The sequence below is a fragment of the Reticulibacter mediterranei genome (assembly GCF_016587455.1).
Window position 1 is genome coordinate 4934550 of record NZ_BNJK01000001.1, and the last position, 20302, is coordinate 4954851.

Here is a 20302-nt window from a genome sequence, read left to right on the forward strand (position 1 = left end):
CTAGGGCGAGCCGAATGCGAAAGGAGCTAATGAATTATGCCCGGAGAGGTAACGCTGGCACACCAGTTAGGAAAAGATTACATGCCGGTCACTGGTGGTAGCCAGGTCGCATATGTTTTATTGGAGGCCAAGCCATCGGACCTGATGGCTCAGGTGCGCATGCCTTTGAATTTCTCACTGGTGATTGACCACTCTGGCTCCATGAAGGGTGCCAAACTGAAGAATGTACGAGAAGCGGTTAAGATGGTGATTGACCGCCTGGAGCCAAGCGATTACATTTCAGTGGTCATTTTCGATGATACCGCTCAGGTGATTATTCCTTCGATGCCTGCCAATGACCCGGTTGGGATGAAGGCAGCTATTGACCGCATTCAGGATGCCGGGGGCACCACGATGTCGCTCGGTATGATTCAAGGTCTGGGCGAACTGCGCCGCTGGAATATTCCCAATGCCGTCAGCCGCATGATCTTGCTCACCGATGGCGTCACCTATGGTGATACGGATCGCTGCCGCCAGTTAGCGCGCGATGCCGCCGCCGCCGGAATTTCAATCTATCCACTGGGAATTGGAGCCGACTGGGACGAGCAGTTGCTTGACGATGTGGGACAACTCAGCGGTGGTTCTCCTGCCGAGTTCATTCGCTCTCCTGCGGATGCCATGACCATCTTCCAGCAGCAATTGCAGAGCGCGGTTGCCGTTGCCGTTCGTAACGCGACGTTGACGCTCAACCTCCCGGCTGGCGTTTCTCCCCGCAAAGCGGTACGTGTGTTGCCGATTATTCGCGATATCGATCAGTCTTCTCTGTCTGATCGTCGCGTGACCATTCCGCTGGGAGATCTGGAGAAGGACACACCACAGTCGGTGCTGGTCGAGTTGATGATTGATCCTCGCCCGGCAGGATTGTTCCGTATCGCACAGGCGGAATTAACGTATGACGTGCCCGTCACAGGTCTGGCGGGGGAGCGCATACGTGAAGATATTAAAGTTACCTTTACGCAAGATGCAAATCTGGCTGCTCAGGTCAATCCGTTAGTGATGAACTTTGCGGAGAAGGCCAATGCGAATCGCCTGGTCACGCGTGTACTCGACGAATACAAACGCACGGGTAAGGCGACAACCAAGCTCGCACCCAATGTTACTCGCGTGCTGGATCAGGAGACCGTCTCGGCCCTCGAACAGATCAGCCAGGGCCAACAGATCTCACAGGAACAGGTTAAATCGATTGGCAATAAGACGCGCAAATTGACACAGCGTCTCGACGATCTATTACCTTAATGAGAGAAGAACTCGCAGCATTCGAGAGGAATTATCACGAATAGTATTGAGGAAGGATAGAGATCATGTCAGTACGATGTTCATTAGGTCATGAAAATCCTGATGGTTCGGCTTTCTGCGATGAATGCGGAGAACCGCTGGGAGGGGCGGCACCCGTCGCCACCACTCCCCCACCAGCGGCAGATACCTCTGCTCCCGCAGCGGCAGGGACGCAGGTCTGCCCATCGTGTGGGGCCACCAATCCGGCGGGTGAAGCGTTTTGCTCGAATTGTGGCGTCAGCCTTCAGGGAGCGCCAGCAGCAGTCGATAATGTTGCTCCCCCTCCACCATCATCGGTGACGCCTCCACCACCTCCGCCAGCTGCTCCTGCAACATCGGGAGCGCCCGTGAGCGCACCAGTTGCATTGCAGGCGCGTCTGATCGTTGAGGCTGATAATCAGGAGTTTGATCTGAGCGGCAAAGATATGATCACCGTTGGGCGTGAAGATGTCGTCAGCAACATCTATCCCGACGTAGATCTAACTCCACATGGAGGCGAAGAGGGCGGTGTTTCGCGTCTGCATGCCCGCATCTTTGTAGAGAATGGTCAGTACCTGCTGGAAGACGAGAACAGCACGAACTTCACATTTCTTAATCGCCAGCGACTTGCCGCGAAAACTCCGACGCAGTTGCATGACAACGATGAAATTCGCTTCGGGCGCGTCGTATTGCGCTTTAAGACGCCGTAATGAAGAGATAATCTCTTCGGCTATGACAATTGACAGTACCAGAGATACTCGCTATAATCTACGGGATATCTTAGTGGAGGAGAAGGTTAAGTTTTCATGAAACGTACCTGGCAACCTAAACGAATTCCGCGCAAGCGTGAACATGGATTTATGAAGCGCATGGCGACCCGCAACGGGCGTCGTGTACTCAAGGCCCGCCGCGCCAAAGGGCGTTGGAGTTTGACTGTCTAGGCTATTGTGGCACTCAAGCGAGCGTTACGTTTACGTAAGAACAGTGATTTCCAGCGAGTCAGGCAGCAGAGACGCAGTGTGTCGTCTCGGCTGCTTATCCTCGCATGGGCATCCTCTGACAATAGAGCATTGAATGTAGATGCAAAACCCCGCATCGGCTTTGTTGTTGGCAAACGTATCTCAAAGCGTGCGGTTGAACGTAATTACATCAAACGGTTACTCGGTGAAGCCATTCGACCAGTTCTTGCTGATCTTCCTGGCGGTATGGATATTGTCATCAGCGCAAAAAACCAGGTAATAGGTTCTGATTTACAAATTCTGAGACACGATATCGCTACATTGTTACGTAGAGCGCAATTACTCCCTTCCGCACGTCCTTCGGAAGCGAGCAGATGATCGAACACGAAGGTTTCAACCTGTGAAATATATTGCACTGGCTTTAATTCGCCTTTATCAGCACACGCTGTCGGTGGTCCTGCCCTCATCGTGTCGGTTTACACCCTCATGTTCCCACTATGGATATGAGGCTATTGAACGTTTTGGTTTTTTCCGTGGCGGTTGGATGACCATCAAGCGCATAGGTCGCTGTCATCCTTTTTATCACGGTGATCTCTACGATCCAGTACCCGAATACCTGGGCGGGAAACTAGATCAAGGAAGGCAGGAGAGTTCTCGTGGGTGAGTTATTCGGTCCTATAGGCTATCTATTCAACCTGATCTTTACATTTCCTATCTTTAATGCACTGATGTTGCTCTATCATCTCTTTGGTGATTTTGCTCTCTCTATTATTGTCCTGACCGTTATTATCAGGCTCATCCTCGTTCCGCTCACTTTGCAAAGTCTCAAATCGACGAAGGCGATGCAGACACTACAGCCGCGCCTTGCTGAAATTAAGAAGAAGTATGCCAACGATCAGCAGGCTCAGTTGACGGAGACGCAAAGACTCTACAAAGAGGCGGGAGTTAATCCTGTTGCCGGGTGTTTGCCGATGTTCCTTCAGATGCCGGTACTCTACGGTTTGTACTTCGCCATCGGCAACTTGATACACACGACTTCGGGCGGCAATGGGCAGCTACCCAATGGCTACTTTCGTACTATCAATTCGCTGCTGTACCCGTTTGTGCCGCATTTCTCCGCCAACCCGGATCTGAATCTCAACTGGTTCACCTTTCTGAATCCTGCCTGGCACATCTCGCTTATCCATCCACAGCCCGTGTTAGCTATTCTTGCTGGCCTTGCAACTTTTGTGCAGTTGCGCATGTCTCAGCCCAAAACTGCGGCTGCTACTTCCGCCAGCAGCGACCCTTCTGCTCAGTCCATGAAAATGATGCAATACTTCATGCCGGTGATGATTGCTATCTTTGGTTGGTCGGTTGCCGCTGGTCTGGCTCTGTACTGGACGGTCTCTTCTGTCTTCCAGGCTGTACAGCAGTACTTTGTGACCGGCTGGGGATCACTTGGCAACCTGATACCGGGCCTGGGATCGAATACGCCGGAGCAGAAAAATAGCTCTACGGTAGTGAGTGCCAATAATGAGAAGCGTCGCGAGTCCAGTGCTGAACGGCGAAATGGCTCAGCGAGTGCCGATGAAAAAGCAACTGAAGAGACACGTGAGAGGGTTGGTGCGGAGCGCGGTGCCGTGAGCAGCCAGTTGCGAACCTCGACAAAATCAACGAATAAGGGTAATTCGCAGGCCAATAAGCGGTCCCGCTCAACAAGCGCATCTGCCCGCCGACGTAGTGGCGCTCAGAGATCACGCAGTTAGCAGCAGGCAATGGCGATTGCAGTCTGGACCTCCAGGCTGCAATCTTACATATCGCCTTTTATTATTTGTTCTATTTGTCTGTTGTCGGTATCCTGAAAGCGGATCGTATCTGGATAGTTACGCTCTGATCGACAGCTTCCACGCACATTCCGCTAAGAACGAGGACGCACACATACAAGTAAAACAGGACACTGAATTGATTATGCACTAGGGAGGCATGGAAACTGTGGAAAGCATAGAGGCTAGTGGCAAAAGTGTTGATGAGGCGGTACAGCAGGCATTGTTACGCCTGGGGAAACGCCGTGAAGAAGTCGATATTGTCGTACTCCAAGAACCCGTGCGTGGCACATTCGGTCTGGGTAGCAAAGATGCACGCGTTCGTGCTACAGTGCGCGTAGGTGCGACTGGCGCGATCATTACCCCGGAGATGGCTGATGCTATTCTTGGTCCTGATGGTCCTGATGTTGCCCTCCCCGAAGACGAATTGTACGACGAGGATGCCAACGAGGAGTTCCTCGATGAGGAAGAGGACGAAGAGGAAGAGTTCGAGGACGAAGAGGAAGAGGAGGAGTTTGAAGAGGACGAAGAGGAAGAGTTCGAGGACGAGGAAGAACTGGAAGACAGCACCGCTCCTTTTATTTCTTCCGCTGCCTTCCCCGTTCAGCAATCCGAGCAGGAGCAAGCCCAGGCGAATGGCACCGCCACGACGTTGCAGGATGTGGTCACGCCATCACGCGAAGATATCGAGATTACCGTCGATGTCTTACAACATGTGTTGCGCTACATGAATATTCACGCAACGGTCCAGGTTCGCTCGACCGAGCCGCTCACCCTCAATATTCATGGCATTAACGAAAATCTTGGCCTGCTTATCGGTCGGCGTGGCGAGACGCTGGCAGCGCTGCAACTGCTGGTCAATCTGATCGTAAGTCATCGCACCCGACATCGCATGCGAATCATTGTCGATGCCGAAAACTACCGTCAGCGCCGCGAGGAGAATCTGCGTTCCCTTGCCCTACGTGTTGCCCAACAGGTGCGCAGCTATCGTCGCTCCATTGCCCTGGAAGCAATGCCACCACACGAGCGCCGTATCGTTCACCTGGCCCTCTCCGATAGCAAGGATATCAGTACTGAGAGTATCGGTGAAGGCGACGAGCGACGTGTGGTAATTTCTCTCAAACGGCCAGGTCGATAGATGATTGGATAAGTTGCCCGCTATTCAGACCAGGGCGGCTCCTGACCAACAGATGGCATGAGCCGCCCTCAGCTTCTATGAGGGAAGGTGCGTTATGCTCCAGATGCCCGACTTTCTCACCCTCGGCCATGTGACACGTGATTTGCATTCCGATGGTTCTTTTTCGCTCGGCGGTACTGTGACCTTTGCTGCCCTCACCGCCTATCACCTGGGATTAGCCGCAGCTATAGTCTCACGAGCCGATCAGCAGTTGATTCCTGAACTTTCCCGATACCTTCCCAATATCGAGCTACAGATCCAGCCTTCTCCTCAATCCACCACCTTTGCCAATCAATATCGAGAGGGCTTTCGCACCCAATACCTCCATGCCCGCGCCGAGTCGCTAGAGATCAGCGATGTTCCCGTTCAGTGGAGAGAGGCTCCGATTGTGTTGCTTGGTCCGCTGGCGCAGGAGCTATCCCCCGATATCGTCTCGCTTTTCCCACGGCGACCCGGCACTATTCTTGCCGCGACTCCTCAGGGCTGGCTGCGGCGCTGGGATGCCGATGGGCGCGTCTGGCCTACTCCCTGGATGGAGGCGGAGCGCATCCTGCCGCAAATTGATGTTCTCATTCTCAGTCACGACGATCTGCTCCCCTTTGCCGATGGCAATCGCCGCGATGCCGACGCGATCTTGCATCGCTGGAGCATGCATGTGCCTCTCCTCGTTGCCACCGACGGCCGCCACGGAGCGACCCTTTTCCGTCACGGTCAGACGCAGCGCTTCCCCGCCTATCCCATCGACGAGGTTGATCCAACCGGTGCTGGCGATGTCTTCGCCGCCGCCTTCCTGACGCATCTCCATAAACATGGCGACCCCGAACAGGCCATCGATTTCGCTAATTGCACCGCCTCTTTCTCCGTTGAGCAGCCTGGCATCGCAGGTATTCCTACGACCGAGAAGGTTTTACAGAGAATGAACGAGAAAAAGAATTTAACAACATAAATCTTGTGTTGCAAGTTGTATCTGTATGATTTGTCACGTCCCATTCGTCTGAATATGTTATGAAGGTTAACCCTCATAACATATTCGTTATGCTCTTTAGTGATAAGTGGAGGATATTCCTTGAAAAAAATCTTTCGCTCCTAGGCCTTCTCTATGTTTTTGAGAGGCACCAAACAGCGGCAATACCTGCGAGATTGGCGTATTTTTATGAGATAAATCCTCGAAATGAGAAATATTGGATGAATCACAGGATAAATGGAACCTGATAAACTATGTCTGAACAACCTGTTAAGACCGTTTTATGTGGTTAAGGTGTGGAGTCCCTTTCCAGGCCCATGTCCTGTACAACTGTGGATATGATGGCGTGGTGAAGTCATGATTCAAGAGTGCTGGCACGAGTTTGTGCTTCTTTGCTTGTCTTGCGTAGGCGCTGGCCTAAACGGAAGGTTGCAACGCTGGCAAGAATGGTGAGCGCATAGAAGATGACGGATGAAATCACTAGCACCTGAGAGATGGCGAGCGTGTAAACCATGACCAGGCGAATGAGAAATTCTAACGTGTAGACAGCGCCCCACAGGATCGTTACTGTACGGATGTAGGCCCGGAAGGAGGCAAATTTCCAGGCCGCGTTATACGCGATCATTTGCTCGTGATTGTTGCCCACAGTGAAGTATCTGATGATATAGTACCAGATCGGCTTGGGAAAGAGCAGCGAGATCAGACAGATGATGCCGAAGAGGACCGTCAGAAAAGATTCGCGAATCAGGAATAGTCTGGCATCGTTTGTTATGAAGGTCAGACCAATCGAAACCGCCGTCACGACCAGCGTAAAGACTCCCAGAACATCGATGCTACGTTGCCGGATCAGGGGAATAAGCGTCCCGACCATAGCAGGCAAAGCCGAGAGAACCAGCGCGGTCACGTCAGAGGCCGAGGTAAAATGTTTCACCAGTTGATAGACGACAATGACGCACACGCCATTCAGGAGAATGCTGGGCCACAGACCGATCACCAGGGTTCGCAAAGATGGTGACTGTAACGACTGAGCCATCTGCGCATCAGCCGCTGAGGGGTTGGGTGTTGATGTCATAGGTGTTGTTTCCTTCTTTCGTGTTTCTCTCGTGAATCAATATGATGTTCCTTTGTCTTCGGCTTGACCATGTGGCGAACTCGATGAGTCGAGTATAGCCAATAGAAACTGGTTGACGCCTGTACCATCGGTCACGAATCATGGGCCTATTTCTGACGTTTCTGAGCTATGGCCTCGGTCATAAGTGCTTGTGCGGATCCGTGACCGCAGACACTGGTGAACTGGAAGATCGATGAGGTATACTACGGAAAACAAGTGCATCCCTTACGTCGGTGGACAGACTCATGACAAACAAGCAAGAGCAGATGATTCAAAAGCTCCCCAGGCCATTCGACTTGTTCCTTCAGTGGACCGTTGATTGCGTCGCCGGGGTTGGTTATCTCTTCGGTCTCTTTCTGGTGCAGCGCACCCTGCTCAGTTTGCTTTTACTCACGGGAATCTATGGCGTCTGGCTTGTGATCTATCATATCGGAAGACGACGCGCACCTCTCTGGTGGTCGCTTGCCCTGTTCTGCCTGGCCTGCACCTCTCTATTCATCCCCTTGCCGAGCACGAACGTCTATTGGTTCCCGATTCTGCCGACGATGACGGCTTGCTTGATGATGACCATCACACCACGACTTCTCGGTCTGGGGCTTTCTTTCGCCCTGTGGTTGAGTACAGGTTGCGCACTCGGCCTTCTCACCGGGCAGTGGAATGTTGGCAGCCAGGTGATCCTGTTGCTCTCGTTTAGCTCCACCTGTGGATGCGCTGCAACGATCCGCGAACTCGCAATGGCCCATAGGCAACTTCAGAAGTATAGCGCCCAGGTGGAGGAACTTTCGGTCATCCGCGAGCGCAACCGGATTGCACGTGAGATCCACGACACCCTGGGTCATGCGCTGACGTTGCTCGCAGTCCAGTTAGAAGCGGCCACGCAGCTCGAAGCACGCAGCGATCCTCGTTTGCACGAGGAACTGCTGCAAGCCCGGCAGGTGGCAAAAGCCTGTCTGATAGAGGTCCGTCACTCTGTCGAGGCGCTCCGACCCGATGAAGCCTTTGCGGACTCGCTCCAGGAGCAATTGCGCAAGTTGGTGAGGGAATTTGAAACCACCTGCCACCAGACCAGAATCACGCTCGATTTGGAGGAGGCAACGCACCCACTCTCTCCAGAACAGCGTCTGGCACTCTACCGCTGCGCGCAAGAGGCGCTGACCAATATTGGCAAGCATGCCCACGCCTCCAAAGTGCTGTTGCGCCTTTCCACGAGCGATGAGCAGGTAGAACTGACCGTGCTGGACAATGGAGTGGGTGGCGAGCCTTCGCACGAACGCCAGGCGTCTGGCTTCGGGCTGCTGGGCATGCACGAGCGCGTTGCACTGCTCTCTGGGCGGCTTTGGGCTGGCCCGGAAGCTCGAGGCGGCTGGCGTGTTGAAGCAGTGCTCCCACGAGAGCAAGCGGAGGTCAATGAAATGCTTGCACGTGAGACCAGGGGGAAGGTCTAGTATGGCAGAACGTATCCGTGTGCTGATTGTGGATGACCAGCGCTTGCTGTGCGAGGGCTTTCGTACGCTGATTGAGCTGGAGACGAACCTGGAGGTGGTAGGCATGGCTGGCGATGGTGAGGAAGCGCTGGCTGTGGTCGAACGCCTCCAGGCAGAGCGAATGGCCCCCGATGTGGTGCTGATGGATGTGCGCATGCCGCGTCTGGATGGCATTGCTACGACGCGTGCTTTCAAAGAGCGCTGGCCGGAGATCCATATTGTCATCTTGACAACCTTCGATGATCGCGAGCCGATCCAGGCTGCTCTGCAAGCAGGAGCGGAGGGCTATGTGCTCAAAGACATTACCTCTGAGCAGCTCGCCGCGACCATTCGCGTCGTCGCACAGGGCCAGATTCTCTTGCACCCGGAGATAGCACAGAAAGTCCTTGCCTCTTTTTCCTCTGCCTCCATCGAACCCACAGTGACCACACCTGCCACCTCTGCGTTCGCTGGCGCGAGTGATTTGGCGCTGTTGACCGAGCGTGAGCGGGAGATCCTGGCTTTGCTGGCGCGCGGCGCTTCCAATCGCGAAATCAGCGAGACCCTCTACATCGCAAGCGGCACCGTCAAGAACCACCTCAGCAACATCCTGAGCAAACTGGGGGTGCGCGACCGGACGCAGGCGGCACTCAAAGCCAGAGAACTCGGGTTGTTGTAAAAAAGCGCTGGTTGCATGGTGAGGCGAGCGCTCAGAATGATGCTCTCTACGTGCTGGATCTGCTCATTCATATCCACTTTGCTTGTAATACCCCCATCATTCTTATTATTTACGGTTAAGATTCGGTAAAAAAGTACCGCTTTTGGTTGAGAAATAGTAACTTTGTGCTACGTTGAATGGCAAGATGGTGGCGTTTTGTGGGGAAGCATGCCCTTTTGGGAAAAGAGGAAAAATACGAATGGGTATTGTTATGTTTTGGGGCTGGCAACGATATCTGTAGTGAAATCACACGTGAGATTGAAATGATCGTAGGAAACCAAATGCAACGACAAGGGAATAAGGGGCTGGACGATGCAGCTGCGGAGTTGTATCGTCTCCACGCGCCTTCTATCCTGGCATACCTGCGCATGCATACATCATCATGGGAGGAGGCGGAGGATGTTCTGGTAGATGTTTTTCTGGCGGCTCTAGAAAAGGAGAATTTTGGCACCTTACGTGAGTCTGAGCAACGTTCATGGCTATGGCGTGTTGCACGTAATAAAGTAATTGACGCCTTTCGTGCCGCTCAACGTCGGCAATTCCAATCCCTCGAAGATATTGCAGAAACGGTCTACGATGATGACGATCTGGCACCTGAGCAATTCGCTCTGCGTCAGGAAGAATATCATCAGCTCTACGCCAGTATACAAAATCTTTCGGCCTTGCAACAGCAGGTATTGCGTTTGCGATTTGTGCATGAATTACGTTGTGCGGAGATTGCAACCGCTCTTGGTAAGAGCGAAGCTGCGGTGAGAATGCTGCTCTCACGTACGTTGAATCTGTTGCGTTCCATCTACGAGAAGCACTGAGGTTATGTAAGGAGCAAGTAAGCAGAATGGCAGAAAATGAACGTTTTTTTCCTCCTGAATCCGTAGATGAGCAGATCGAGCGGCTTTTGATGCAGCAGGGCAATTCATCACAGGAAGAGGCGAGCAAACGCCTGATACAAGATCTTCATCACGCCTATCAGCATCAGGCCGAGCAGCGCCAGCAAACGCTGGATCATGCCTGGCAGCGCATTCAGCAGCGTAATCGCCTGATTGAGAGCCCCACCTCTCCTTTGCCGCCTGTTACACAAATGCGACCTCGCCGCAACTGGTCGCGCTCGCAGCAATTTAGCATGATTGCTGCTGTCCTGGTGACGTGCCTGCTGGTCGGAAGCCTGCTGGTGGTCTTGAATATAGCTCGGAGCTCACAATCACCGGCGAGCCAGAACGTCCCGACTGCTACCAGCACGGCTCCGGCAACTGCGGTTGTGCCAACTAAGCTGGGTGAGACTTTGTTTACCGCTCAAGATAGTTCCGCAATCTATTCGGTTGATTGGTCGCCAGACGGCACGCTGCTTGCATCTGCCAGCAAGACGGTGCAGATCTGGGATGCAAAAAATGGTGCTCACAAGTTGACCATTACGCCTGATCAGGTCTCTGGTCCTTTTGCCGCGCGCTGGTCCCCTGATGGCAAATATATTGCGACCGCCACTTCTGGGCTGCAAGTCTGGGATGCGACAGGCAAGAATGTGGCTTCCTGTTCAGATCCTCTCCAACAGGTTACGCTCTTCACCACTTCTGGCGGTTCTCCAGGCTCCTCCACAAATGAAACCAGTCGCATTGCCCTCAAACGGCTATCAACCAGCGCTGTTGCTCTTTCCAATAAGGATCAGGAGCCAGTTAATCTATCCTGGTCTCCCGATAGTAAGCAGGTTGCGTTTACATATCGAAAGCAAGGGCATCCGATGGTCGTAGTGGAGAATGTCGCCTCTTGTAAAGTGACACACAGTTACAGCTATAAAAATGACGTTCCCTATGATGTCAAATGGTCGCCAGATGGCAAATATATTGCTGTGTCAACCAACGATCGCATTGTACAGATTCACGAGATTGGCAAGGATAAACCGGTCTACACCTATGAAGATCCTTATGACACAGATATCTTTAGCTTCGACTGGTCGCCAGATAGCAAATACATCGCCTCTGCCAGCTATGGGAGCGGCAAGATAGAGGTGTGGAACGCATTGAATGGAGATGTGCAGCACGAACTGGCTGCTAATGCCAGACCTGCCACACGCTTAGCCTGGTCACACGATGGCGGCAAGATTGTTTCTGTGAGCGAACCCGCTGAGGGTGATGCTGCTGGCGTGGTGCGCATCTGGAACGAGCAAACAGCCCGGGTTCTCTATACCTATTCCGGCCATAAACATCTCGTTCTTGCCGTAGCCTGGTCTCCCGATGGCAAATGGATCGCCTCCGCTGAGGGCATGCCTGATGCAGGCACCAATATGTCAGGCAATGGAGCAGTAAAAGTATGGTTGGCACAATAGCTATAAATGATGATATTTAACAAAAGTTATGCATCGTTCGTATAAACAGTAGGAAAAAGAGAATATACTTAGAGTTGCACATGTTTTGTACCAATGGTTTTGAGGAGTAGAAATATTAATGGATCGCAGACGCTTAGCGATAATCTTATTCGGAGTTGCCGCGCTGCTGGTGGTTGGAGTGGTCGGGCTGGTGGTTGCGCAGGCATTGTTTCCCAGCAAGCCAACAGTTGTTGTGACTCCAACGGCTGTGCCAACTCAGGCAGCCACGCCAACGGCAACTTCAACGGTTTCACCACTCATCTTCGGGACCAATATGGGTCTGTTTGATGAACATGATCAGGTTGTGACCTCGACGGATGTGCAAGATACTATGAAAAAGCTACATGTACAGATCGTGCGTATGCCCACTCGTTCTAATCTCAGCGATGCATTGGACATGCAGGCTGCACAGGCGATTAAGAATGTCGGCGCTGTACCACTGATTGCGTTGCGCGGCTCTCAAAGTCCGAATATACCACAGGTAATCGCCGATGATACGCGCATGATTAACATTATGAATCAGGTATTCCCCGACACAACCGTCTATTACGAATTTGGCAATGAAGATGATTTGAACGGCGTCAAGATCGCCGATTATATTGCGCGCTGGAATCAACTGGTCCCGCAGCTGAAGAAACTCACCCCACATGGAAAATGGATTGGCCCTGTGAGCTTTGAATATAGCCATAAAAACCTCACACAGTTTCTTGAGCAGGCAAGCCCGCGCCCCGATGCGATTAGCTGGCATGAATATACCTGTAGCTACAAGAGCAATCAGGATAAGTGCCTCGCGAACCTTGAGAAGTGGCCCGATCATATCAAGGATGCTCATCAGGTAATGCAAGATACCATTCATGCTGACCTGCCAGTGATGATTACCGAGTGGAACTATGCATCTGACCAATCCATTCAGAGCAACGGGAAGCCTTTTGACGATGGGATGTGGGACAACGAGGCTTTCATGAAGCAGTGGACCACGCGCGCTATCCGAATCCTGGTGGAAAACAAAGTCTTCGCCTCAATGCAGTACTCGGTAACGAATACTGCCATTCCCATGATCGATAACAGTGGCTCAATCACGACTCAGGGAACAACCTTCCAATCCCTGTATGAACAAGATGTTACAAATAAGAAGTGATGAAACATGTTACTCAGGCAATGGAGGACGCGGTCGCGTTCCTCCGGCGTCTGGCGCAACAAAGCGATAGCCGACGCCCGGTTCGGTGAGGAAATAGCGCGGTTCGGCGGGGTCTGGTTCGAGTTTCTGGCGCAAACGGTTGATGTAGACGCGCAGATATTCGGCCTCCCCGCCATATTCTGGCCCCCAGATTCTTTGCAGAAGCATGCGGTGCGTTACTACTTTGCCCTCATGCGTGACCAGCTGCTCAAGCAGGGCGAACTCCGTTGGTGAGAGGCGCACTTCCATACCGTGCCGCCGGATAATATGCCCGTCCAGATCAACCTCAAGAATCCCGAAGCGCCGCACGCTGCTTGTGGGTGGCTGCGCCTCCCATTGCGTGCGTCGCAATACGGCTCGCACTCGGGCTAGTAACTCTTCCACGCCAAACGGTTTGGTCAGATAGTCATCTGCACCAAGATCGAGGGCCGCTATTTTGTCACGTTCGGCATCCAGCGCGGTCAGCACAATGATTGGTACAGTGGAATGTGTACGTATTCTGCGACAGACTTCAAGGCCGTCCATGCGCGGCATCATCACGTCGAGAATCAAAAGATGTACATCTTCCTGTTGCAAGAGGCCCAGCGCCTCCAGACCATTGCTCGCCTCGATTACTGCGAAGCCACGCACGCGCAGGTTGCGACTGACAAAGTCGCGCAGGACGGCCTCATCTTCAGCAATCAGAATGCGTCTCAGTCCTGTCGTCATACATACCTCCGTTCTTTTCGCCCCGGCTCCTTTGCAGCGAGGACAACCCTGTCAGAAGCGGTGAGCGGTAATGAGAATGAGATCGTGGTGCCATCTATGCTGCTCTCTGCCCATATGCTTCCCTCGTGAGCTTCAATAAATGCTTTGCAGATCGCGAGGCCGAGTCCCGTGCCACTGGAACGCTGCCGGCGACCATATGTGGCGCGATAGAAACGCTCGAAGACATGTGGTAGCTCGTCGGGAGCGATACCAGGCCCGTCGTCGGCAACCGAGACTACAACCTGGTCATTATGTTGGCTGGCCGTGATTCGTACCGTTCCTTGACCATAGACCTGTGCGTTGGCTATCAAGTTGTGGAGAACAACCTCGATGCGTGTGCTATCGATATTGACCAGGGGCAGATCAGCGGGAAGCTGTACTACGAGCGCTGTTTGTGGATAGTTGTGTCTCGCGACAATCTGTGCCACGAGAACCTGGATGCTGATGTCTGATCGATTGAGAAGAAGCAGTCCAGCCTCCTGACGTGAGAGATCGAGCAGGTTGCTCACCAGTTGAGCCAATCGATCCGCCTCACCGTTAATGGTGCGCAAGAAATGGCGCTGATCCGTGAGAGGCCAGGAAACATCTTCTTGCAGCAAGGTTGACGCGTAACCTTTAATGATTGCCAGCGGAGTGCGCAATTCGTGACCGACAGCTGCCAGCAGAGTTGTTTTGAACTCGTCAATTTCGTGTTCGCGCGTGACATCATGCAGCAGCAGCCCGCGCCCGATGGGTTGCACATCGAATGGTCTCAAGTGAATGGCGCGCAGATGACCATCCTGCCTGATCTCGATAACGGCCTCGGTCTGCGCTTGAATGTGCTCACAATCCCTTGCATTGGTTGCCAGTTTGCATAACGCTGCGCTGAGCATGTCAATGGGCTGATGTATCAGTTCATGACCGGCGAGGCCAGCGATGGAGTATGCTCCTTGATTGGCATAGAGGACTTTCCCGTCGCTGCCTGTTAGCACCAATCCATCCTGCATGCTGCCCATGATCGCCTCTAGCTTCTGCTTCTCCTCTGATGCCTGTTGGTACAGCCATTCGTTCTCTTGCGCAACTTCGCGCAGCCGCTCATCGCTGCGTTCATAGAGGATCGCGTGTTCCCAGGCGAGCGTGGCATAGTTGGCGAAGGTCAGAAGAAGATCGATCTCGTTTTGTTCAAATGAGCGAGGCTCGACGCGGTGGACCAGCAAAACAACGCTCCCGGCGTGACGGCTGATAATGGGGATTGCCAGCACTGAGCGGAAGCCGTCGTCATAGGAGAAAGACGGCCAGGACTCTCTGGGGATCAGCAGCTTTTGGACAGGTCTGCCCTCACGCAACGCCAGTACCGCCGATGACACGGGATTCTCCGGGGGCAGAGAGAGAGCATGGTCGTAGTGTTCGCTATGCCCTTCGCTGACCAGCACACGCAGTACGCCATGCTCATCTGGGAGCAGGACGGCGGCGGCTTGCACGTTGACCAGCCGTTGCACCTCACAAATGATCTTCCTCACAACGGCCTGCGGCTCAAGCGAGCCAACGACGATACTTGATGTTTCGAGCAACGTGCGCAACTCACCGAGCTTTTCCAGCCCGTCGCGTTCCAGACGCACAAGCGAGCGTGCCAGTTCGCCGACCTCGTCGTTGCGGGTGGCAAGCAGTCTTGTATCTTCTGGGATAGCCTGTTCCGAAGTTGGGAGCGTCTGATGTTGCAGGGCGAGAATCTGGAGGGGACGAATAAAGCGTACCAGTAGCAGCAGCCAGAAGAGCAGTCCACCGATGGCGAAGAGGAGAGCCGCAGCCAGTAACCAGAGATGCAACTGCGTTACGATGGCCAGCGCTTCGCTTGCGGGCCTCTGTACTACAACGGCCCAGCCAGCGCCGGGAACGGGAACCGCCGTAAAGAGCCAGTCCTGTCCATCGACAGTGGGACTCAGACTGGAGGTTGCATGCCCATGCAATGCTTCGTTTGCTCCTGGCAACTCGTCGAGGACAGTTTGCAAGATACGGTTATGTTCTGGCGTGGCGATCAATTCGCCGCGATCATCGATGACGCTGATCATCAGACGTTGCCCCTGGCGTTGCTGGGCCTGGATGACCGTTTTAAGCGGGGTACTGAGTTCGACGAGAGAGAGGTTGGCCGCTACTATTCCAATCAACCTGCCGGTGTTCTCATGGACAGGTTCCGCGATGATGACGCCTGCATTAAATGTTGTTGCCACCGCGATACCAACCTCGATGACGGGGCCAGCAGAGACGCGAGCCTGTTGTACGATGTTGGGGGGTGAGAACTCAGAGCCTATGCCAACGTTTCCCTCAGGCCACGAGGCTTTCAAGGTGCCAAATGGATCAAGCCAGTAGAGCTGGTCTACATCGCTGCGTGCTGCCTGGAACGTCTGGAAGAGTTGCTCCATTGCTACACGTGTAGTGTTTCGTTTCGCCAGTTTGCCAAGCTCGACAAGCGAGTTCTCAGCATCGCGCAGGTGCAGGCTTGTTTCCAGCGCAATCTCTTGAGCCAGTGCGTGGTTTGAGGCTTGCACATCATTGTATAGCTGCCGCTCAACGATAGCATTCACGCCCACGCCACCGGCCAGCACCACGATCACAAACAGCAGATATACGCTCAACAATTGGATCAGGAGAGATCGATGTACATATTGATATATAAACGGTGGCATGACTGCATCTTCTCGCTCCATGCTAGAGGAGAGCATGACTTGTAAACGACCCTCGCCCCGTTCCAGGGGAGCAATATGCGTCTATTATATCACCTTGACTCTCCATAGATGATATTTACTTTGATAGTGCGATATCCTGAACACGGTCAGGATATCGCGGGAATACTTAGTTGGCTTTGTCTACAAACTCGTTGGTGTAGGTCTTGGTGAGATTGATGGTTTTGCCCTGCACGCTCTGCGTGGTCTGCTGTTCAATTTTCAGGACCGACTCGGGGCCTCCCTCTGGCATCTTTCCATCGGGGCTGAAGATGGATAACTGGTTTTTCAATGCGGTGACATAAAGGGTTTTGTTGCCTGCGTAGTAGTCGGCTGGCATTTTATCAGCGATCTGATCCGCTGTGTGGCTGTGCATCCATTGCAGCGTCTTCACATAGGCATTGACCAGCTTTTGCACTACATCTTTGTGAGCGGCGATGTAGGTGTTGTTCATAAATACGCAGATGAAGGGGTATGGTCCTCCAAGCGCGGCTTGTGTGGTTACTGGTGTGCGCAGGTCAACCAGCACTTTGCCGACGCCGCTTGTTAAGAGGCGCGAGATGGTTGGTTCGGTCGTCATACCTGCATCAATACGGCCCTGCTGCATCGATGCGATAAAGGTATCGCCAGCGCCGACAGGCACGAAATGGGCCTGATCCTGGGGAATGCCTACTTTGTTCAGCAGTGCCATTGATAAGACGTGCGTGCCTGAGCCTAGTTCGGTCACGCCCAGGTTTTTACCTTTAAGGTCTTTGACCGATTGGATCTGGCCTGTCTCTTTAGCAGAAACCATCTCAGCTTCGCCGGGGGCGATATCCAGTTGGACCACGCACTGCATTTGTTTGCCTGCTGCTTGAAGATCGATAGTATGATTGTACGACCCGGAACCAGCATCCACCTGCCCGGCCAACACCTGGTTCTCAGATGATTGTCCCGATGCCTCATCGATCAGCGTCACGCTGAGGCCCTCCTGGTCAAAATAGCCTAGCTGCTTCGTGAGCATGTTGGGCAAATAGATCTGTTTGTTCAACCCACCAACCATAATTGAGAGGTGGGTTTTGCCAGCCGGAGCAGCACCAGAACTGGCGGTAGTGTTACCACTGCATGCGCTAAGGATGAGTACAGAAAGAACAGCGATAATCAGGCTAAAACGTTGCCTCCATGAGTTCATGTGCCTTATCCTTTCCTCTCTTCATTGATCCGCTGTGTCTGCAACGAACACAGCCTGTACCATTAGATGGTTACGTTACCAACCGTGGCGGGACGCCATCTGAGCAGACGGTTTTCCAGCATTGTGACCAGTGTTTCGGTGATCAGAGACACGACTGCCAGAATAACCATTGCCGCAAAGACGCCATTCACATTGAATGTTCCCTTTGCGGTCTGAATCAGTAGGCCAAGCCCCTCCGTTGAGCCAATAAATTCGCCGACTACCGCTCCAACCAGCGCAAAACTGAAGCTGGTGTGCAGGCTGGCGGTGATCCACGAGAGTGCTGAGGGCAGGATGACTGCTGTAGAGATTTGGCGCTGGCTCGCTCCCAGAATTTGCGCGTTGGCTAACAGGTTGCGATCAACCTCACGCACTCCCTGAAAAGCATTGAAAAAAACGATAAAGAAGACCATAACGACGGCCAGCGCGACCTTCGATTGCATGCCCAGGCCCAGACCGATCACGAAGATAGGGCCCAGCACAACGCGAGGAATGGCATTGCCAGCCTTGATATAGGGACTGAGAATATCGGCGAGAAATTGATTGCGCCCAAGTACAACGCCGGAGGCGATCCCAAGCACGACGCCAATCACAAAACCGATCACGGTCTCTTCCAGCGTGACGGCAACCTGCTCCCACAATGGCCCTTGTGCCGTTCCCTGAATGGCCCAGGTGACGATCTGCGCCCATATACCGGAAGGTTCTCCCCAGAAGAAGGGATCGATGAGGCTGGTGCGCGATGCCAGTTCCCAACCTCCCACAATCACGACCAGTAGCAGAACGCGCAGACTATAGACCAGGACGCGACGGCGGCGGTTTGTGGCCACATGCTGTCCGGTGGCTTCGTTGTTCTCAGCTGTGCTGTCTGGTTTATTGACCTCTTTGTTTTGTACGCTCATAACTGATCATCACCTCATTGCGAAGAGCTTCCCAGATTCGTTGATACAATTGGATGAATCGTGGCTCGAAGCGGATTTCTGCCACATTGCGGGGGCGTGGCAGGTCGATGGTATAGATCCCCTTCACGCTCGCAGGCCCGGCCGTCAGGACGCATACCTTGTCAGCAAGAGAAATAGCCTCTTCAAGGTCATGCGTGACAAAGACGACCGAAGCGGAACTGGAGGCCCACAAATTGAGTAGTTCGTCTTCCATCATCGTTCTCGTCTGGACATCAAGCGCGCTAAACGGCTCGTCCATAAGCAAGATCTGTGGCTCATTAATGAAGGTCTGGGCCAACGCCACGCGCTTGCGCATGCCGCCGGAAAGCTGATGCGGATAGCGATCCTCGAAACCGGCGAGTCCGACGCGCTCGATCCAGCCCCGAGCGCGTTTTAACGCTTTGGCCTTTGGCTGACCCCGAAACAGGGGGCCGGTGGCAACATTGTTCAGCACATTTTTCCAGGGGAAAACGGCATCGGACTGAAAGACATAGCCAATGCGCGGATCAATGCCCTGAACGAGATTATCCATCACTTTTACCTCGCCCAGACTCGGCTTTTCCAGACCAGAAATCAGGCCCAGCGTGGTAGATTTGCCACAACCGGTTGGCCCGACGATGGCGCAAAACTCACCAGGAGCCACGCTCAAAGTGAGATCGTGCAGCGCTGTATAGATCTGGCCTGTTGGTGTGAGAAAGCGCTTGGTGACGTTGTGCAGTTCGATGGCAGCTGTGACCTCGCCTGTTTGCTGATTTGTCATAATTGATGCACTTTTCATGGGTGTATGTATTACTGACCTCCTCTCTTGGATGGATGGTCTTCCGGTTACTACATATGTCTCGTCTCCACGAGAGACGGGTATGAAGATAGTGTAATCGGTTGGCCGTAAATACTGCATAAACGCACCCAGCCCGGGTATAAACAGCGCGTAAATATTAGGTGTAACCAACGGCAACTTCGTTCTCTCAGTAATGAAGCGGTTTGGACTTCTGAGTACAATGAACAGTGGATGCTATGGCATGATTTAGTGTCTGTTGTCATGAATAGAAGGAGAAAGATATGAAAATATCTATTCGTATAGTGTTAGTGTTTATACCTGTAATAGCCGTTTGTGCTTTGCTCATTGGAATGGCTGTGCTTCGTCCGGCGCAAACACATGCAGCAGGAACGGTTGCCCATGTGACGCATGCAGTTGCAATCCCTGGAAAGATTACTGATTCAGCTGTCAATCTGTACCAGTGCGATAACGGTCCACAATCAAATTGCTCTGTACTTACCCAGTTGAACGAAGGCGATGCTGTGCAGGTTGAATGTCAGATGAGCGGGTGGTCAAAGGTGTACGCTCCTGACTACGGTGATACAGGTTGGGTGAGCAACAATTATATTAGCGCTACTGGCCGTGTGCCAACCTGTGCCAAGCAATAGCCTGAAGTTAAGCAGTATTTGATGGCAATGAAATTGGCGCGGTTGTTTACGGTTTGTCCTTTCCGTTAATTTGTTGGCAAGCCTCTATACCGCGCCACGCTATATGCTCCTCTCTCTGTCTTTCTCCTGATCCACGAATTTTCGCCTCCTTCCGATAGGTTGAGTTGACGTGCCAACTTATAGAGAGATAGACTATGTCAAACTGGTGTTCCCGTTGTCGAGCGAAGACAACCGCCTCATACATTGTTATAATTCATGTA

At 53.0% G+C, this 20302-nt stretch carries 20 protein-coding genes; 14 read left to right on the forward strand and 6 right to left on the reverse strand.

Going from position 1 to position 20302, the window contains the following annotated elements:
- The first annotated feature begins 36 nt into the window (after positions 1 to 36).
- The 8 genes from K3T83_RS21265 to K3T83_RS21300 all read left to right on the forward strand — a co-directional run bounded on the left by K3T83_RS21265 (position 37) and on the right by K3T83_RS21300 (position 6180).
- Positions 37 to 1275, forward strand: coding sequence for a vWA domain-containing protein (locus K3T83_RS21265; protein WP_220204944.1), 1239 nt, complete (start codon positions 37 to 39; stop codon positions 1273 to 1275).
- Between the two features lie 65 nt (positions 1276 to 1340).
- The gene (locus tag K3T83_RS21270) at positions 1341 to 2003 is read left to right on the forward strand and encodes a double zinc ribbon and FHA domain-containing protein (RefSeq protein WP_220204945.1); all 663 of its coding nucleotides are present in this window, start codon (positions 1341 to 1343) and stop codon (positions 2001 to 2003) included.
- 96 nt (positions 2004 to 2099) lie between these two features.
- Positions 2100 to 2234 (forward strand): 50S ribosomal protein L34, encoded by a 135-nt coding sequence (gene rpmH / locus K3T83_RS21275; protein WP_220204946.1) that lies wholly within the window; start codon positions 2100 to 2102, stop codon positions 2232 to 2234.
- A 6-nt stretch (positions 2235 to 2240) separates the two neighbouring features.
- On the forward strand, positions 2241 to 2630 hold the full coding sequence (gene rnpA, locus K3T83_RS21280; RefSeq protein WP_220204947.1) for a ribonuclease P protein component: 390 nt from the start codon (positions 2241 to 2243) through the stop codon (positions 2628 to 2630).
- Positions 2631 to 2652: 22 nt separating this feature from the next.
- Positions 2653 to 2916, forward strand: a complete 264-nt coding sequence (yidD, locus tag K3T83_RS21285; protein ID WP_220204948.1) for a membrane protein insertion efficiency factor YidD — start codon at positions 2653 to 2655, stop codon at positions 2914 to 2916.
- On the forward strand, positions 2909 to 4000 hold the full coding sequence (locus K3T83_RS21290) for a YidC/Oxa1 family membrane protein insertase (protein WP_220204949.1): 1092 nt from the start codon (positions 2909 to 2911) through the stop codon (positions 3998 to 4000). The genes yidD and K3T83_RS21290 overlap by 8 nt, the downstream gene beginning before the upstream one ends.
- Positions 4001 to 4217: 217 nt before the next feature.
- Entirely contained in the window at positions 4218 to 5195 is a 978-nt protein-coding gene (gene jag, locus K3T83_RS21295; RefSeq protein ID WP_220204950.1) for an RNA-binding cell elongation regulator Jag/EloR, read from the forward strand.
- Positions 5196 to 5289: 94 nt separating this feature from the next.
- Positions 5290 to 6180, forward strand: coding sequence for a PfkB family carbohydrate kinase (locus K3T83_RS21300; protein ID WP_220204951.1), 891 nt, complete (start codon positions 5290 to 5292; stop codon positions 6178 to 6180).
- 373 nt (positions 6181 to 6553) lie between these two features.
- Here the strand turns inward: K3T83_RS21300 and K3T83_RS21305 are convergent, their stop codons facing one another.
- Positions 6554 to 7270, reverse strand: a complete 717-nt coding sequence (locus tag K3T83_RS21305; protein WP_220204952.1) for a VC0807 family protein — start codon at positions 7268 to 7270, stop codon at positions 6554 to 6556.
- 284 nt (positions 7271 to 7554) lie between these two features.
- Between K3T83_RS21305 and K3T83_RS21310 the strand changes: the two genes are divergently transcribed.
- From K3T83_RS21310 to K3T83_RS21330, 5 genes are all read left to right on the forward strand, one after another.
- Complete coding sequence (locus tag K3T83_RS21310) at positions 7555 to 8754, forward strand: sensor histidine kinase (protein ID WP_220204953.1); 1200 nt, start codon at positions 7555 to 7557, stop codon at positions 8752 to 8754.
- 1 nt (position 8755) lies between these two features.
- The gene (locus K3T83_RS21315; protein ID WP_220204954.1) at positions 8756 to 9451 is read left to right on the forward strand and encodes a response regulator; all 696 of its coding nucleotides are present in this window, start codon (positions 8756 to 8758) and stop codon (positions 9449 to 9451) included.
- 320 nt (positions 9452 to 9771) lie between these two features.
- Entirely contained in the window at positions 9772 to 10299 is a 528-nt protein-coding gene (locus K3T83_RS21320; protein ID WP_220204955.1) for an RNA polymerase sigma factor, read from the forward strand.
- A gap of 26 nt (positions 10300 to 10325) precedes the next feature.
- The gene (locus K3T83_RS21325; RefSeq protein ID WP_220204956.1) at positions 10326 to 11807 is read left to right on the forward strand and encodes a WD40 domain-containing protein; all 1482 of its coding nucleotides are present in this window, start codon (positions 10326 to 10328) and stop codon (positions 11805 to 11807) included.
- A gap of 118 nt (positions 11808 to 11925) precedes the next feature.
- Positions 11926 to 12984, forward strand: a complete 1059-nt coding sequence (locus K3T83_RS21330) for a hypothetical protein (protein WP_220204957.1) — start codon at positions 11926 to 11928, stop codon at positions 12982 to 12984.
- A 9-nt stretch (positions 12985 to 12993) separates the two neighbouring features.
- On the opposite strand, the gene K3T83_RS21335 is transcribed toward K3T83_RS21330, so the two are convergent.
- The 5 genes from K3T83_RS21335 to K3T83_RS21355 form a co-directional block, all read right to left on the reverse strand.
- Positions 12994 to 13731: a response regulator transcription factor gene (locus tag K3T83_RS21335; RefSeq protein WP_220204958.1), complete on the reverse strand. Its 738-nt coding sequence runs from the start codon at positions 13729 to 13731 to the stop codon at positions 12994 to 12996.
- Positions 13728 to 16433 (reverse strand): ATP-binding protein, encoded by a 2706-nt coding sequence (locus K3T83_RS21340; RefSeq protein WP_220204959.1) that lies wholly within the window; start codon positions 16431 to 16433, stop codon positions 13728 to 13730. Before K3T83_RS21340 ends, K3T83_RS21335 begins: the two co-directional genes overlap by 4 nt.
- 166 nt (positions 16434 to 16599) lie before the next feature.
- A complete protein-coding gene (locus tag K3T83_RS21345; RefSeq protein WP_220204960.1) occupies positions 16600 to 17640 on the reverse strand; it encodes an ABC transporter substrate-binding protein in 1041 nt (346 codons plus the stop codon).
- 62 nt (positions 17641 to 17702) lie between these two features.
- Positions 17703 to 18578, reverse strand: a complete 876-nt coding sequence (locus tag K3T83_RS21350) for an ABC transporter permease (RefSeq protein WP_220204961.1) — start codon at positions 18576 to 18578, stop codon at positions 17703 to 17705.
- A complete protein-coding gene (locus K3T83_RS21355; protein WP_236064948.1) occupies positions 18550 to 19377 on the reverse strand; it encodes an ABC transporter ATP-binding protein in 828 nt (275 codons plus the stop codon). Before K3T83_RS21355 ends, K3T83_RS21350 begins: the two co-directional genes overlap by 29 nt.
- 299 nt (positions 19378 to 19676) lie before the next feature.
- On the opposite strand from K3T83_RS21355, the gene K3T83_RS21360 reads away from it, so the two are divergent.
- Positions 19677 to 20042: an SH3 domain-containing protein gene (locus K3T83_RS21360; RefSeq protein WP_220204963.1), complete on the forward strand. Its 366-nt coding sequence runs from the start codon at positions 19677 to 19679 to the stop codon at positions 20040 to 20042.
- Positions 20043 to 20302: the final 260 nt, after the last annotated feature.

Coding starts and splice junctions, on each gene's coding strand:
- K3T83_RS21265 (WP_220204944.1), top strand. CDS start 37: ATGCCCGGAGAGGTAACGCTGGCACACCAGTTAGGAAAAGATTACATG.
- K3T83_RS21270 (WP_220204945.1), top strand. CDS start 1,341: ATGTCAGTACGATGTTCATTAGGTCATGAAAATCCTGATGGTTCGGCT.
- rpmH (WP_220204946.1), top strand. CDS start 2,100: ATGAAACGTACCTGGCAACCTAAACGAATTCCGCGCAAGCGTGAACAT.
- jag (WP_220204950.1), top strand. CDS start 4,218: ATGGAAACTGTGGAAAGCATAGAGGCTAGTGGCAAAAGTGTTGATGAG.
- K3T83_RS21300 (WP_220204951.1), top strand. CDS start 5,290: ATGCTCCAGATGCCCGACTTTCTCACCCTCGGCCATGTGACACGTGAT.
- K3T83_RS21305 (WP_220204952.1), bottom strand. CDS start 7,270: ATGACATCAACACCCAACCCCTCAGCGGCTGATGCGCAGATGGCTCAG.
- K3T83_RS21310 (WP_220204953.1), top strand. CDS start 7,555: ATGACAAACAAGCAAGAGCAGATGATTCAAAAGCTCCCCAGGCCATTC.
- K3T83_RS21315 (WP_220204954.1), top strand. CDS start 8,756: ATGGCAGAACGTATCCGTGTGCTGATTGTGGATGACCAGCGCTTGCTG.
- K3T83_RS21320 (WP_220204955.1), top strand. CDS start 9,772: ATGCAACGACAAGGGAATAAGGGGCTGGACGATGCAGCTGCGGAGTTG.
- K3T83_RS21325 (WP_220204956.1), top strand. CDS start 10,326: ATGGCAGAAAATGAACGTTTTTTTCCTCCTGAATCCGTAGATGAGCAG.
- K3T83_RS21330 (WP_220204957.1), top strand. CDS start 11,926: ATGGATCGCAGACGCTTAGCGATAATCTTATTCGGAGTTGCCGCGCTG.
- K3T83_RS21335 (WP_220204958.1), bottom strand. CDS start 13,731: ATGACGACAGGACTGAGACGCATTCTGATTGCTGAAGATGAGGCCGTC.
- K3T83_RS21340 (WP_220204959.1), bottom strand. CDS start 16,433: ATGCCACCGTTTATATATCAATATGTACATCGATCTCTCCTGATCCAA.
- K3T83_RS21345 (WP_220204960.1), bottom strand. CDS start 17,640: ATGAACTCATGGAGGCAACGTTTTAGCCTGATTATCGCTGTTCTTTCT.
- K3T83_RS21350 (WP_220204961.1), bottom strand. CDS start 18,578: ATGAGCGTACAAAACAAAGAGGTCAATAAACCAGACAGCACAGCTGAG.
- K3T83_RS21355 (WP_236064948.1), bottom strand. CDS start 19,377: ATGACAAATCAGCAAACAGGCGAGGTCACAGCTGCCATCGAACTGCAC.
- K3T83_RS21360 (WP_220204963.1), top strand. CDS start 19,677: ATGAAAATATCTATTCGTATAGTGTTAGTGTTTATACCTGTAATAGCC.